The sequence below is a fragment of the Terriglobales bacterium genome (assembly GCA_035691485.1).
Classification (GTDB): domain Bacteria; phylum Acidobacteriota; class Terriglobia; order Terriglobales; family Acidobacteriaceae; genus JAIQGF01.
On sequence record DASSIZ010000044.1, the window covers coordinates 1 to 14,769 of the forward strand.

At 61.4% G+C, this 14,769-nt stretch carries 15 protein-coding genes; 14 read left to right on the top strand and 1 reads right to left on the bottom strand.

What is annotated here, in order from left to right; translation table 11 throughout:
• Positions 1 to 120 precede the first annotated feature (120 nt).
• The 12 genes from VFI82_05560 to scpB all read left to right on the top strand — a co-directional run bounded on the left by VFI82_05560 (position 121) and on the right by scpB (position 12,694).
• A complete protein-coding gene (locus VFI82_05560) occupies positions 121 to 1,605 on the top strand; it encodes a hypothetical protein (GenBank protein ID HET7184129.1) in 1,485 nt (494 codons plus the stop codon).
• Positions 1,606 to 1,655: 50 nt separating this feature from the next.
• Positions 1,656 to 2,612, top strand: a complete 957-nt coding sequence (locus tag VFI82_05565) for a hypothetical protein (GenBank protein HET7184130.1) — start codon at positions 1,656 to 1,658, stop codon at positions 2,610 to 2,612.
• 61 nt (positions 2,613 to 2,673) lie between these two features.
• Entirely contained in the window at positions 2,674 to 3,474 is an 801-nt protein-coding gene (gene rnc / locus VFI82_05570; GenBank protein HET7184131.1) for a ribonuclease III, read from the top strand.
• 140 nt (positions 3,475 to 3,614) lie between these two features.
• The gene (gene lepB / locus VFI82_05575) at positions 3,615 to 4,307 is read left to right on the top strand and encodes a signal peptidase I (protein ID HET7184132.1); all 693 of its coding nucleotides are present in this window, start codon (positions 3,615 to 3,617) and stop codon (positions 4,305 to 4,307) included.
• A gap of 51 nt (positions 4,308 to 4,358) precedes the next feature.
• The gene (gene lepB / locus VFI82_05580; GenBank protein ID HET7184133.1) at positions 4,359 to 5,153 is read left to right on the top strand and encodes a signal peptidase I; all 795 of its coding nucleotides are present in this window, start codon (positions 4,359 to 4,361) and stop codon (positions 5,151 to 5,153) included.
• On the top strand, positions 5,154 to 7,655 hold the full coding sequence (locus VFI82_05585) for an AsmA family protein (protein HET7184134.1): 2,502 nt from the start codon (positions 5,154 to 5,156) through the stop codon (positions 7,653 to 7,655). It begins immediately after the preceding gene.
• Positions 7,652 to 8,242, top strand: coding sequence for a hypothetical protein (locus VFI82_05590; protein ID HET7184135.1), 591 nt, complete (start codon positions 7,652 to 7,654; stop codon positions 8,240 to 8,242). Before VFI82_05585 ends, VFI82_05590 begins: the two co-directional genes overlap by 4 nt.
• 141 nt (positions 8,243 to 8,383) lie before the next feature.
• Positions 8,384 to 9,199: an acyltransferase gene (locus VFI82_05595; GenBank protein ID HET7184136.1), complete on the top strand. Its 816-nt coding sequence runs from the start codon at positions 8,384 to 8,386 to the stop codon at positions 9,197 to 9,199.
• A 136-nt stretch (positions 9,200 to 9,335) separates the two neighbouring features.
• Positions 9,336 to 9,977, top strand: a complete 642-nt coding sequence (locus VFI82_05600) for a site-2 protease family protein (protein HET7184137.1) — start codon at positions 9,336 to 9,338, stop codon at positions 9,975 to 9,977.
• The gene (gene trpS / locus VFI82_05605) at positions 9,977 to 11,026 is read left to right on the top strand and encodes a tryptophan--tRNA ligase (GenBank protein ID HET7184138.1); all 1,050 of its coding nucleotides are present in this window, start codon (positions 9,977 to 9,979) and stop codon (positions 11,024 to 11,026) included. Before VFI82_05600 ends, trpS begins: the two co-directional genes overlap by 1 nt.
• A gap of 65 nt (positions 11,027 to 11,091) precedes the next feature.
• Positions 11,092 to 11,910 carry a segregation/condensation protein A gene (locus tag VFI82_05610; protein HET7184139.1) on the top strand — a complete coding sequence of 273 codons (819 nt, stop codon included), beginning with the start codon at positions 11,092 to 11,094 and terminating at the stop codon, positions 11,908 to 11,910.
• 49 nt (positions 11,911 to 11,959) lie between these two features.
• Positions 11,960 to 12,694 (top strand): SMC-Scp complex subunit ScpB, encoded by a 735-nt coding sequence (gene scpB, locus VFI82_05615; protein ID HET7184140.1) that lies wholly within the window; start codon positions 11,960 to 11,962, stop codon positions 12,692 to 12,694.
• Positions 12,695 to 12,726: 32 nt separating this feature from the next.
• On the opposite strand, the gene VFI82_05620 is transcribed toward scpB, so the two are convergent.
• Positions 12,727 to 13,794, bottom strand: coding sequence for a DUF2911 domain-containing protein (locus tag VFI82_05620; protein HET7184141.1), 1,068 nt, complete (start codon positions 13,792 to 13,794; stop codon positions 12,727 to 12,729).
• Between the two features lie 250 nt (positions 13,795 to 14,044).
• Between VFI82_05620 and VFI82_05625 the strand changes: the two genes are divergently transcribed.
• Both VFI82_05625 and VFI82_05630 read left to right on the top strand, forming a co-directional pair.
• Positions 14,045 to 14,215, top strand: coding sequence for a hypothetical protein (locus VFI82_05625; GenBank protein HET7184142.1), 171 nt, complete (start codon positions 14,045 to 14,047; stop codon positions 14,213 to 14,215).
• 156 nt (positions 14,216 to 14,371) lie between these two features.
• Positions 14,372 to 14,769, top strand: a 398-nt coding sequence (locus VFI82_05630; protein HET7184143.1) for a hypothetical protein, incomplete at its 3' end; no start/stop codon positions are given.

Sequence of the window (14,769 nt, forward strand, 5' to 3'; positions counted from 1 at the left end):
CTATCCCCCGAGTGGTTTGACCCGCCCCGCGCGTAGCTCGTAAACTTAGTTTTTAGCCCGCCCTGGCCCTTGGAGGCGCGGCGCCTGCGCCTTGGGTTTCCGGAGAATTTCAGGAGTGTTGTGTTAAAGCGATTTACCCGACAACTGGCGGTGATTTGCCTGCTCGCCCTGCCGGCGGCGGCGCAAACATCCACCAAGATCACACTCGACGTCAGCGAAAGCCTCTTTAGCGTGATTGCCGCCATGCGCAATTGCGGCTACGACGCCGCTTCGACGGATCCATTCCGCGCCCAGGTGACTCGCGAGATCGCGCAAGCCGTCGCTGCATCGGCGGGCGCCCAGGCGGCGAGTTCGGAGATGTGCGAGTTCTATCGTGACCACCAGCAGGTCGACGCGGCCCGCGACTTGGCGCAGTATGTTTCCCTGGCGCTCTATCTCGGTGACGCTCCCAAGTTTGCTCTGAAAGCCAAGGAAGCCGACTTGCCGCCGGATGCTACTTATGTGCTCGGCTTCGTGCCCCTGCTGTCGCGCTTTGCCCAGGCCGCCAACCTTCATCACTTCTGGCAGGAGCGCCGTTACCAGTATGACGAGCTGATCGCGCGTTTCCACGATCCGGTTTCGAAGATGATTCTGTCCACCGACCTCTACCTGCGCCTTCCCCTCAGCGGCTACGTTGGACGGAGTTTCACCGCGTTCCTGGAGCCGCTCGCCGCACCGGGCCAGGTGAATGCCAGAAACTATGGCGAGGATTATTACCTGGTGGTGTCGCCTGCGGGAGACACGATTCGCCTTGACCAGGTGCGCCACACCTATCTCCATTTCATTCTTGACCCGCTGATGGCAAAGCGCGCCACCGCCTTCGCGCGCATGCTGCCGCTGTTGAAGACGGTGCAGAACGCGCCCTTGGACGAAGCCCACAAGCGCGACGTTTCGCTGCTGGTAACGGAATCTCTGATTCGCGCCGTCGAGGCTCGCCTGGCTGCCACCGGCCGCAACGCCGAACCGGCGCGTCAGCGCGAAGCCGATAAAGCGATGTCGGAAGGCTACGTCCTAACGCGGTATTTTTTCGAGCAGCTGACAAAATTCGAAAACGAGCCGACCGGATTGCGCGACGCCCTTCCCGATTGGCTCTACTTTCTTGACGTCGGCCACGAGGTCAAACGAGCCGAAAGCGTGCATTTCTCCGGCTCGGTCTCCCCGGACGTGCTTGCCTCCGTCGCCCCCAAGGGCGGTTTGCTGGACATGGCCGAGCAGCGCCTGGATTCGGGTGATTACGACGGCGCCCACCGGTTCGCCCAGCGGGCGCTGGAGGAGAAGAAAGAAGACCCCGGGCGGGCGATGTTTATCCTGGCTCGCGCCGCCAGTTTGAACAAGGATATGCCTGGGGCGCGGCAATACTTCGAGCAGACCGTCGCCGTGGCGCGCGACCCGCGCCTGCGCGCCTGGGCTCACATTTACCTGGGACGGATTTCCGATCTCCAGGAAGACCGCGCTGCCGCCCTCGAACACTACAAGGCAGCACTGGCGACGGGTGACATTACGGCGGAAACACGGGCCGCCGCCGAGCGCGGCCTGCAACGCCCTTACGAGCCACAGCGTCAATAAGAACAAAAGGCGGCGGTGCCGAGTCTTTGCGAGTCAGGAGAAAAGAAACTATGAAGCCTTTTTTGATCATCACGGTCCTCGTTGCAGCCAGCATGGCCCAAGCGCAGAACCCGGCCGCATCGCAGTCTTCGCCGTCATCGCCTGGCGCCAAGCCAGGGGCGGCCGGTCAAACGGCGCCCGCCGCGCAGCAGACACCGGGATCTTCCACCAGCAGAGCGATGCCGCAGGCAAAAACGCAAGACGAGTTCAAGGCGTACCAGGATGCAGCGACCAAGACCACAGCCGCTGACGCCGAAGCCGCCGCCGCCGCTTTCGCCGCCAAGTACCCGGACAGCGAATTGCGCATGCTCCTCTATCGCAAGGCGATGTACGACTACCAGAACAGCAACAACGGGGAAAAAACCATCGCCATGGCGAAAAAAGTGATGGCCATCGATCCCAATAATCCAGAGGCACTGGTGACCTTTGCCACCGTCACCGCCCAGAGCACGCGGGAAACCGATCTCGACCGCGATGAGCGTTTGAATGAGGCCCTCGCCGACGCCAACAAGGCTCTGCAAACCATTGATACCGACTTGCTCACTCCACCTAACGCGCCGCCGGATCGAGTGGACGCCTACAAGAAGTCCGTCCGCGCCATGGCGTATGACGCGCTGGGCACCGTCGCCATGGTCAAGAAGGACTACCCGACAGCAGAGACCAACCTGCGCAAATCGGCGGAACTGAATGCGCAACCCGACCCGGTGACCTGGCTCCGGCTTTCGGTTGCGCTGGACCAGCAAAAGAAATATCCGGAGGCGCTGGAAGCAGCCAATAAGGCGGTGCAGTACTCGGCCGATGCGCCGCAGGCCAACAATCTCGCCAAAATGGAGCGCGATCGCTTGCAGAAGCTGATGAGTTCCGGGGGCGCAGCCGCGCCGACGCCAGGCTCCAACCCGCCGACTGCTCCCGCGCCAACTGCACCAACGCCCACGAGCCCGCCGGCTTCCAAGCCGCCGCAACAGTAGGCTCACGGTGCTTTAGGTATTGTCTGGAATCAGGAAAGCGATTGTTAACCGCTAATCTTTCATGAAAGCACGACCCATCAGCACGCTGGAGGAAGTTCTGGACCACCAGTTCTCCCGTCCCGAACTTCTCCAGCAGGCGCTGACCCACAGTTCGCACGCCCGCGAAGCCGAATCCCGGAACGGCGGCGGTTCCCCTGCCGTACCTGATAATGAGCAGTTGGAGTTTCTCGGCGACGCGGTGCTCGGCTTCGTGACCAGCCAGGAGTTGTTCCAGCGCTTTCCGCAGTTCAGCGAAGGCGAGCTGTCCAAGTTGCGTGCCTACCTGGTGAGTGAGAAGCACCTCGCCCGCCCCGCCAAGCAACTGCAGATCGGCCGTTACCTGCGATTGGGCCGCGGCGAGGAAAAAAGCGGCGGGCGCAGCAAGACCACTCTGATCGTGGACGCTTTGGAAGCGATCGTGGCGGCCATGTACCTGGATGCCGGCCTCGATAAAGCACGGGCGCTGATTCTGAACAAGATTCTGGACCCGGAACTGGAGCGCATGAGCAAGGGCAGCGGCCAAATTGTGCCGCTTACTGATTTCAAGTCGGCCCTGCAGGAAGCGGCGCATTCCATGGGCTGGACGCAGCCGGCTTACGTTTTGGTCAAAGAATGCGGGCCGGAACATCAAAAGACTTTTACCGTGGAAGCTCGCGTGCGCGCCCAGGGTGAGCAAAATCGTCACCCGGAATACAACGCTCGGGGCGAGGGTCCAACCAAGAAACAGGCTGAGCAAGGCGCGGCCAAGAAAGCACTGGAGTATTTACGCAACCTGGAGACTTCCAACCCGAAGCCCGTCCGGAACCGTCCCCCGGACCAGTAGCGCCGGAGGCACACGATGCCGGCAGCCCCGAATCGTCCGGGGCCACGCCTGCTGGTACGGTTCGCGCTGATGCGAGCAGCGCCACTTCCGAGCGCCGCCGCGTCGCGTCTTCCGCTGCTTGGCTCACCTCCGCCCAATCACTGGCGGGCACAGTGGTGATTGCCGTCTTCGTCATCACCTTCGTCGTGCAGGCGTTCCAGATTCCCTCCGAGTCCATGGAAAACACGCTCCTCATCGGAGACTACCTGCTCGTCGACAAGGTGCACTACGCCGAAAGCGGGATTTGGCACAAGCTGCTTCCCTACTCCGACATCCGCCGTGGCGAGATCATCGTTTTCCGCTATCCCGTGCGCCCGGGCCAGCATTTTGTGAAACGCGTCATCGCCCTGCCAGGAGATCGTGTGCGCCTGGTTAACAAACAGGTGTGGGTGAATGGCCAGCCGATCGCGGAGAAGTACGTAGTCTTCCGGTCCCCCATTCGCGACTACTATCGCGACGATTTTCCGGACCTGAACTACCTCTCCGCCAACGTCGAGGCACGTTGGTGGCTTCAGTTGCGCAACCTGGTACACGGCGGCGAACTGGTGGTTCCCGCCGGCCAGTATTTCGTCCTTGGCGACAACCGCGATGAGAGTCTCGACAGCCGCTACTGGGGCTTCGTACCGCGGCAGAACATCATCGGCAGACCGCTTGTGATTTACTGGTCGTTCCGTGCTCCGGAGCCCTATTCAGGGCCACGCGAAGAGGATGGTAAACTTTCTCGGTTGGCCTATATGATCACTCATCTTATGCAGGAGACACGCTGGGATCGCGCTTTCCGCGTCGTCCGCTGATTGCAAGGTGCCCTGCATCTGCCTTTTTGCGGATGCGGGTAATGGACAAACTTGGCAAAGAACCCAAGAACATCGAACCCGCGTTCCTCCGTCGCCGTGGAGGCGCCGCCGGTCGAGGAGAAGAAGGGCGAAACCAAGGCAGAGTTCATCCAGTCCATGGCGCTCGTCCTTGCCGTGGGTCTGTTTATCATCACCTTCTGCCTGCAGGCCTTTGAAATTCCATCCAGTTCGATGGAGAACACGCTGCTGATTGGCGACCACGTCTTCGTCGACCGCGACACCATGGGCCCAAAGACCCGCTGGATGCCGCTGATTCCCTACCATCAGGTTAAGGATCAGGACATTGTCGTCTTCCTCTCGCCGGCCGAGCCCGGCCTCTACGTGGTCAAGCGCATCATCGGCCAGCCGGGTGACCGCATTCACCTCAAGGACGGCGCGGTTTACCGTAACGGCAAGAAATTAGACGAGCCCTATGTCCTCCATAACGGCAGTTACAATCCCTATCGCGACAATTTCCCCGCCATCCCTCCCGGCGACATCAACATCACCCCCGAGTGGCATCTGACCTTGAACAACTACGTCGAAAAAGGCGAGCTCGTGGTCCCTGCCGACAGCTACTTCGCCATGGGAGATAATCGCGACGTCAGCTACGACAGCCGCTTCTGGGGCTTCATCCCGCGCGAAAACATCATCGGCCGGCCGATGTTCATCTATTGGTCGTTCGAAACGCCGCCGGGCCAGTATCTGAAAACCAGCATCGGCGACCGCCTGGCGTTCATGGGTAAAGTCGTCATCCACTTCTTCGGCGAAACCCGCTGGGGCCGCATGCTGCGCCTGGTGCGCTGAATGTCGCGCCATCTCAACCGGCGAACGGTGCTTGCGGTTTTGCTGATCATCATCCTCGGCACCTTCCTTCCTCCGCTGATCAATGTCAGCCGTTTTCGCTCGAGTGTTGCCGACTCGCTCAGCCGCGCCTTGGGACGCACCGTCAGCATCGCCGCCGTTCACCCCCGTTTATTCCCGCGGCCCGGCCTCGATCTCGAGCGCCTGGTGGTGCAGGACGATCCCGCATTCAGCGCCGAGCCATTGCTGCACTCCGACCAGGTCACCGCTTCGCTGCGGATTGCTTCCCTCTGGCGCGGCCGGCTGGAAATTGCCCGCCTGACCCTGTCGTATCCGAGTTTGAACCTGGTGCGCGCTCCGGATGGCCACTGGAACCTGGAGTCGCTGCTGGAACGGGCTCGCCAGATCCCGACCGCTCCCACCCCGGAACGCAACCCCGGGCCGCGTCCGCGCTTTCCCTACGTGGAGGCGCAACACGGTCGCATCAATCTGAAGATCGGCCAGGAAAAAACGGTGTACGCGCTGAGCGATGCCGATTTTGCCCTTTCCCTGCCCTCGGAAAATATCTGGCAGCTTCGCCTTTCCGCTCGTCCGATCCGCACCGACGCCAACCTGGGTGATACCGGCGCCATCCGCATCTCCGGTAGTGTGCAGCGTGGTGCCACCCTGACCGACACACCGCTCGACCTGCACATTGCCCTCGACGGCGCGCAACTCGGCCAACTCACCACTCTGGTCTATGGTCGCGACCGCGGCTGGCGCGGCACCGTGAAGCTCGACGCCGATCTTCGCGGGACTCCGGCGGCGCTGAACATTGCCGGTAACGCCTCCGTCGATGATTTCCGCCGCTACGACATTGCGACCCGCGGCTCGCTTCGCCTGGCAACACGTTGTACCGGGGCCTTCAGCACCAGTACGCAGCAATGGTCGAACATCGCCTGCCAATCGCCGGTTGAAGGCGGAACCGTAATTGTTACCGGCACCGTGGACGGCGTCCTGCCGGTGCGGGACTATGCGCTTTCGGTCCAAGCCAAGGACCTGCCGGCCGCCAGCGTGCTCGCGCTGTCGCGACGAATGAAAAAAGATTTGCCGGAAGACCTGCAGGCCGCCGGCACCCTCAGCGGTGTTTTCGACTTGCAGTCGGACACCTGGGAAGGCGCGGTCACGACGCAAGGCTTGCGCTTCGATTCCAAGCTGATCAAGTCTCCCCTGGCGCTAGGTCACATTAACTTCCATTTGGGCACTACATCCCCTGCGAGCGCCAAAGGAACGGTTCCGCCGCCGGGAGTTACAGCGCTCCGCATGGACGATCTGGCCCTCGACCTCGGCGGCCCGTCCACTGCCAAGGCGCAAGCGTGGTTTGCCCGCGACCAGTACAACATCAGCATCAACGGCGAAGCCCGTATCAATCGCCTGCTTGAACTGGCGCATGCCTTCGCCGTTCCCGTGCCCCATGCCACCCTGACCGGTCTTGCCAACGCTGATCTCCACGTCTCCGGCAGTTGGACCGGCTTTGCCGCGCCGGTGGTAACGGGAAACTTGCACTTGCGCTCCGTGACTGCCGCCATTCCCGGCATCGCTGCCCCGCTGCAGGTCGCGACCGCGGCGCTGCACCTCGCGCCGGATGCCGCGGCCATCTACAACGCTGCCGTTGCCTTCACCGGCACGCACCTGAGTTTTACCGGGTCCCTGCAGATACCTCGTGTCTGCCCCAGCGCTCCCTGCCCGATCGCGTTTCAATTGCGCGCCGACCAACTGTCCACCGACGAGATCAACGCCCTGCTCAACCCGCGCGCCCAGAAACGTCCCTGGTATGCCTTCATCGGCGGCAACCCGGCGCAGCCGGCGCTGCTCTCCAACGTCAGCGCTGTCGGCAAGCTCTCGGCGGCGCGGGTGGACCTGAAATCGCTGACCGCCAGGCGGTTCAGCGGCGACGTCCGCCTGGACTCCGGCATTCTGACCATTCGCAACCTGAATGCCGAGGTGCTCGGCGGAACCACCACCGCTGAACTCCGCGCCGACTTCACCGGGCCGCAGCCTGCCTACGCGCTCAATGGCACTCTGCAGCAGGCTTCCATGGCCTCAATTGCGGCGATCACCCGCGACGCCTGGGCGACCGGCAAGGCCAATGCTACTTACCGCGCCACCGTCTCCGGTTGGGATGCGGCGCAGCTTCGCGCATCCGCCTCCGGCGCCGTCAGCTTCGATTGGCGGGATGGCACTCTCTCCCACCTTGAGCTCAGCGGCTTGCCGGCGCCGCTCAGGCTGCGCCGGTTCCAGGGCGAATTGACGCTGGCAAATGGCAGCCTCGTTTTCAAGCCAAGCAAAATGGAAACGCCCGCCGGCATCTATGTGGTAAGCGGCACTGCTTCTTTTGATCGGCAACTCGGCCTGCGCCTGGTGCGTGGAGAAACCGACGGCTTTGAGATCACGGGCACCGTGGACAAGCCGAGGGTCACCCCGCTGGTCCTGCCGACCACGCAAACCGCCGCCATGAAACCATGAAGACTATCGTCATTGTCCTGGCACTGCTCACCCTGGGGCGCGCTCAACAACCCCCTGCCGCCTCCTCCACGCAGGCGATGTACAACTCCGCGGCCGCCAGCGCGGACGCTAAATTCCGCCACATCGAGGAGAATGCCCGTCGCCATCCTCCCGACCAGACGCCCACCGTCCTCAGTGAGCGCGAAATCAATGCTTACATCGCTTCCGGCCGCGTGCAGCTTCCCGTCGGCGTTCGCACGGTGGCCTTCACTGGACAGAACGGCGTCTTGAATACGACCGCGCGCGTCGATTTCGATGCCATCACCGCGCAGTCGCGCTCTTCCAACCCGCTCTTGTCGCTATTCAGCGGCGTTCACGAGGTGCATGCGGTGGCGCATGCATCCGGCAGTGGCGGCCAGGGCCAGGTGCACATCGATTCCATCGACCTCGACGGCACCACCATCCCGCGAATGGCGTTGGAGTTCTTCATCGATCACTACCTCCGTCCCAAGTACCCCGAAGTCGGGCTCGACAGCACCTTCGCACTCCCCTCACGCATTGATACCGCCCGCATCGGCGACCACCAGCTCATCGTCACGCAGAAGTGATCGCGCGCCTACCGCGTAATACATCACATGACACCGGCCCAACTGCTCGTAACTAGCGCCTTTTTGCCGCTCCATTTACACTCTGAAGATTGCCTATCGTCGCTAAAGCTGAAGGCTGAGAGCTGACGGCTGAGAGCTACCATGCAGCGTTTCGAATACCGCAACCTGAAGCCGCTTCCCGATGCCGAGAAGGCTTTTCTCAATTGGATCGAGCGCCTCCATCGCGACTTCGCCGACCGCGATCCGGAGCGCCGCAGCGTCATCGTGCGCGATACCCTGCACGAGATGTTCACCGGCCGCAGATATGAAGCGCCGGACCCGGGCCAACACTCGCCCGCGCAGCTCGCTCACCTGCACTCCTTCGATCCGCGCAATGCGACCCTCGAGCCGGAATACTACGGCGATGTCGACGCTGGCAAGTACGCCGAACGCAAACCGCTCATCTGGCTTTGGATGATGTTCGACCGCTCGCCGCTGGCGATCAACCATTGGCTCGGCTATCGTTTTCGCTACATGGTGGCCTCGCACGTTCTGAAGCATCTCGGGGAAAACGTCAAAATCTTCCATGGGGTGGAGGTTTCCTTCGGCTACAACCTGACCATCGAGGACAACTGCGTCATCCACAAGTACGTGCTGCTCGATGATCGCGGCGAGATCATCATTCATGCCGGCACTTCCATCTCCGATTACGCCAACGTCTACTCGCACGCGCACGATCTCAACGACGCCATGCTGGTGGACAACGTCCGCACCGAGATTGGCCCCAAGGCGCGCATCACTTATCACGCCACCGTTCTCAGCGGCGTGAAAGTGGGCGAACATGGCCTGGTCGGCTCGATGGCGGTGGCCTCGAAAAACGTCGAGCCCTACCACATCGTGGTTGGAATTCCCGCCAAGACGGTAAAGGTGAAAACCATCGCCCCGCCCGCCGCCTCAGAACAGAAATCCGGATCGTGAACAGTCCAGGGTTCAAAGTTTCAGGGTTTCAGAACTTTTGTGTGCATCCACTCGCTTGCCATCGACCATCGACCGCAGGCCGTCGGCCGCCGTAGACCGCCGACCGCGACGTGTTACCATCTTCTTTTGCACCTGCATGAACCGTAACCACCTAGAAATCCTGTACCAGATCATCGCCTTCGTGTTCGCCATCTGCGTGCACGAATCGGCGCACGCCTGGACGGCCAACCGCTGTGGCGATCCCACCGCGCGCATGCTGGGCAGGATTTCCCTCAACCCGATCAAGCATGTTGACCCCATCGGCACCGTGCTGGTTCCGCTGGTCGGGATGCTTTCGGGTATCGGATTCATTGGTTGGGCCAAGCCCACCCCGGTGGACACACACAACATGCGTCATCCCATCCGCGACGACATTTTCACTTCGCTCGCCGGGCCGGCCAGCAACATTCTCATAGGACTCGTCGCCGTAGTCGTTCTCTTTGTGTTGGCGAAGGTTGCCGGCGACGCCGGCCCCAATTCCATTGCCCAGCCGGTCGCGTTGCTTTGCGGGGCATTCATCAGCGTCAATATTCTGCTGGCGGCCTTCAACCTGATTCCCATCCCGCCGCTGGACGGCAGCCACGTCCTGCGCCACATGCTGCCGGAATCCGGCAAACGCGTGTACGACATGATCGGCTACGTCGGCATCCTGCTGCTGTTTTTTGCCGGGGGCCCGCTGATCCGCGCTTTTGAGTATCCATTCGTCAAATTCTTCGGTTATCTTCTTTCGGGATTCTGATGGCCGATCGCGCTCCCAAGAAACCTCGCGTCCTCAGTGGCATGCGTTCCACCGGCAAGCTCCACCTCGGTAACTTTGTGGGCGCGCTCGACAACTGGGTGAAGCTGCAGGACCGCTACGACTGCTTCTTCTTCGTTGCCGATTGGCACGCGCTCACCACCGACTATGCCGACACCTCCGGCATCAAGCAGAACTCAATGGAGGTGCTGCTCGACTGGCTGGCCGCCGGCCTCGATCCCCAGCGCTGCACCATGTTCATCCAGTCGCATGTCCCGCAGCATGCCGAACTGCACCTGCTGCTCTCCATGATCACGCCGCTGGGCTGGCTGGAACGCGTGCCCACCTACAAGGAGCAACGCGAGAACATCAAGGAGAAAGATCTTGGCACCTACGGTTTTCTCGGCTACCCGGTGCTGCAATCCGCCGACATCATGATCTACAAGGCGGATTACGTTCCGGTCGGGGAAGACCAGGTGCCGCACGTCGAACTCACCCGCGAGATCGCGCGCCGCTTCAACATGTTTTATGGCGGCAAGCGCCACTACGTGTTTCCCGAGCCGCAGCCGCTGCTCACGCCGACGCCGAAACTCCCGGGCACCGACGGCCGCAAGATGTCGAAGTCATACGGCAACACCATCCTGTTGAGCGATCCTGAAGCCGAGGTGCGCGCCAAGCTCAAGACCATGGTCACCGACCCGGCGCGCGTTCGACGCAGTGATCCCGGCAATCCCGACGTCTGCCCGGTCGGCGACCTGCACAAAATCTTCAGCGACGAGGAACGGTTGCGCCAGGTGGACGCCGGCTGCCGCAGCGCCGGCATCGGGTGCATCGAGTGCAAAACCTGGGCCGCAGACGCGCTGGTCAGCATCCTCAACCCCATGCAGGAGCGCCGCCGCAAGTACGAGGACAATCCCAAGCTGGCCTGGGATGTCATCGAAGCCGGGGGCGCGAAAGCCCGCAGGATTTGCGACGCCACCATGGAGGAAGTGCGCGGATCCATGGGGCTGACCCGCAACTTCGATTTCGCGAATAAAGTTGGGGCTAAGTAACACTTTGTGATTTCGCCTTCGGTGATTTGTGATTGAATGCCAGTTACAAGTCACCCCAATCGCCCATGGCCGAGACTCCACAACCCGTCAAAACGGATAAGGACACGGAGTTTCCCTTTGCCGTGTCCGTGGGCGCGGTCTATGACGGCCCGCTCGACCTCCTGCTCGATCTCATCCGCAAGCAGGACATCGACATCTACGACATTCCCATCGCGCAGATCACCGCCCAGTACCTGACCTACGTCGAACGCATCAAGCAGCTGGACGTCAATGTCGCCGCCGATTTCATCTACATGGCCTCGGTGCTCATTCAGATCAAGTCGCGCATGCTGCTGCCGCGCGATCCCTCGATGCCCGACGACCAGCAGGAAGATCCCCGCATGGAGTTGGTGAACCGCCTGCTCGAGCACGAGCGGTTCAAGACCGCCGCCCAGATGTTGCTGCAGAAATCGCAGATTGAAGACGCGGTCTGGACCAATCCTGCGCTCAAGGATTTCAAGAACGATCCCGGCGTCGAACCGGAACTGGCCGCCGACACGGTTGACCTGGTGCGCGTCTTTCAGCAGATTGTCGATCGCGCGCGCTCGCGCCCCGTGATCGAAGTGGACGAGGAGCGGGTCACGGTAGCGCACATGATGGATTTCTTCCGTCGCCGGCTCTCCCTGGAATCCCGTCCCGTGCGCTTGAAGCAGGTGCTGGGCTCGTTGCAGTCGCGCCAGGCGCTCATCTGCGCCTTCCTCGCGCTTTTGGAAATGGTGCGCTTGCAGGCCATCCTGCTGCGGCAGGACAAAGTTTTCTCCGATATCATCGTGAAGAAAAACACGATGTTTGATACGGTATTTGGCGAAGCCGGCGCCGCCGCCGTTCGCGACGACTGGAGGTAATCGCGGCCCACATTTGCGAGCCCTGCGAGCTCATGTGGGATAGCAGCTAATGGCCATCAAAGGACAAATCGAAGCCATCATCTACGCAGCCGAGGAGCCTGTCACTGCCGACCAGATCGCGCTCGTGCTGAAGGAATCCGTGATCGCGGAACACCTGCTCGCTGACGCCGGCCTGGAAGGCTCGGCTCTCGATGCGGAAGTCAAAATGCGCGTGCGTGCGGCCATCGAAGAGCTCACCGCCGACTACGCCAACTCCGATCGCGGCATGGAAGTCCGCCAGGTTGCCGGCGGATATCGCATGGGCACCAAGCCCGAACACCACGACGTCGTCCGCCATTTCGCCAAGAACCTGAAGCCGCCGGTGCGCCTGTCCATGCCCGCGCTCGAAACCCTTGCCGTCATCGCCTACAAACAGCCCGTGACGGCGCCGGAGATCTCCGAAATCCGCGGCGTGGACTGCAGTGGCGTGCTGGCTACCTTGATCGACCGCAAGCTCATCACCACCGCCGGACGCAAGCAGGTCATCGGGCGCCCCATCCTGTACAAGACCAGCAAGGAATTTCTCCTGCGCTTCGGCCTGAAAGACGTCAGCGAACTGCCCAGCCTTGAAGAATTCGAGAAGCTGGCGGGCGATGGCCAGGGCGGATTGTTCGTGGAGGCCACTCCACCTGAATCTCAATCCTCGGAAGCGGCCTCGATTCCCGACCCCCGCGAACCCGCCGACAACGTGCAAGCGGAAGACGAGAACGTGGAGCAGCCCGCAACTCACGAGCACCAATCCTGATCCACGGTTGAACCGAGGCTGCCGGTGGCCGTTCAGTTCTTGTTGATATCCTCTTTCGCTTGCAGCCGCTTCACCAATCCTTCCAGGAAAGGCTTGAAGTTCTGGTCAGACGAGGCCAGAGCGGTTTGCATCTCCTTCACTGCTGAATCGTAATCGCCCTTAGCGCACAGGATTCGCGCCTGCTCGTAGTGCACGACGAAGTGATCGGGGTAGCGCTTGGCATTCGTCTCAAAAACGGCGAAGGCCTCGTTCTGTTTCCCCGCGCGCTGCAATTGTCGCCCGTAGCTGTTGATCTGCAGCGCGTTCCCCAGCGGCATGGCCTCGTCGCGCAGGGACGCGGCCTCGGTCTTGCGGCCCAGTTCGTCCAGCACCTGCGCCTTGGTCATCAGGTTGTCAAACCGCTTCTCCTGCTTGATGGACTCGTCGGCATAGTGCAAGGCGTCTTCCAAGTCGAGCTTTTGGGCCAGCAGGGTCTGCGCAGCCTCGTCCCAACCCTCCCATGTAAAGCGCATTCCTCCCCGAAGCTGCGCCTTCAGCTTCGCGGGAACGATCTGCTTCTGGTCCACCGCAATTTTGAACGGCACCGCGACACGTTCCCACCGCAGCGTGACCGTCGCCGCATCCGGCGTCACTGCGTCGAAATCGTAAGTCAGCGCCTCGTGCATTTCGGAGCTTTGCGGTTGCACCGTTGCTCGTAACGCGTCCTCTTTCTGGTCGTAGGTGAAACTTCCCCACGCCGTCGAGGCCCGCGACAGAATCACGGTCCACTCTTTTTCTCCGGGAATCATGTGCAGTCCGTACTTTCCTGCCGGCACAGCATGGCCTTCGATGCTGACCGGATCGCTGAACTCGATAATGGTGTTTTCATTGGCGCCCGCGCGCCACACTTCTCCGAACGGCACGATGCCGCCGAACACCTTCCGTCCGTTCACCAGGGGACGGCTGTAGGTGATGGTGACGTCGGTCAGACCGACTCGCTGCATCACCTCCGCCTTCTGGCTGGGGCGCGGCAGATCCAGCACCGATTGCGCTTGCGACAGCGCCTGCAAACTCGCCACTCCAAGGATCAACCTGGCGACAACCCGCAGTTTGTGGCTCATGTTTAGCCTCCGATGTTTGTTTTCACACGAAGGGGATTATCACGACAAAATTTCAGCCGGCGGTGTAAAAAATCGTGAAATGTGGCTGCTCAGGGACAGAACGCACCAGCCGAGGAATGAGGAACTCGTCCCAAGGGCGCATCCTGGATCCCTTCCCTGAAGTACCTTGGTAACGGGCAGTGGCCTCTCGTGTACTTGTTGCAGGTTCCCAGCTATGTGAGCCTTGGCACACTACATTCCGGAGGACAAAATGAAGATCGTGAACATTATCCTGATGGTGCTGATGGGCATCCTGGCGCTGCGCGAAGGCATGTACATCGTGCAGCACGGTCCGTCGCCCACGCGCGTGGTTTTCTGCCTGCTGTTCGCGACATTTGCCGTGCGCAGGTTCATGTTGATGTCGAAATATTCCGCGCAGTAAGCATCCGCCATGGATGCCCCAGTTACAAGCCGTACAAAGCTTTACCTTGTCCTGACCAATCCTTACGGTCTTTCTCCGCCCCAGCGTGTCTAAACAGTCAGATGAAAGGGAAGCCGGCCTGGAGGCAAAACGAGCCGCGGGCGGCGGAGGTCGAATATGAAACGCACGAGACTGTTGATGGGCACCGTGATATTGGCTCTTGGAATCACCGGAGCGGCATGGGCGCAACCGGCGCCGAGGCATGATCGCGATGCCAATGTGTACAGCGGTTACAACCGCGGCGAAGACCATCAGGTGCGCGGCGACCGGAATCAAAACTACGGCGCGTGGAATGCGCGCGGCGACCGTGACGACAACTACGGAGTGTGGAATGCGCGCCGCGACCGTGACGACAACTACGGCGCATGGAATGCCCGCGGCGACCGTGACGACAACTACGGCGCGTGGAATGCCCGCGGCGACCGTGACGACAACTACGGAGTGTGGAATGCCCGCGGCGACCGTGACGACCAGTATGCCCGGCGTGGTGACCGCGATGTGCGCCGCTCTCAGAC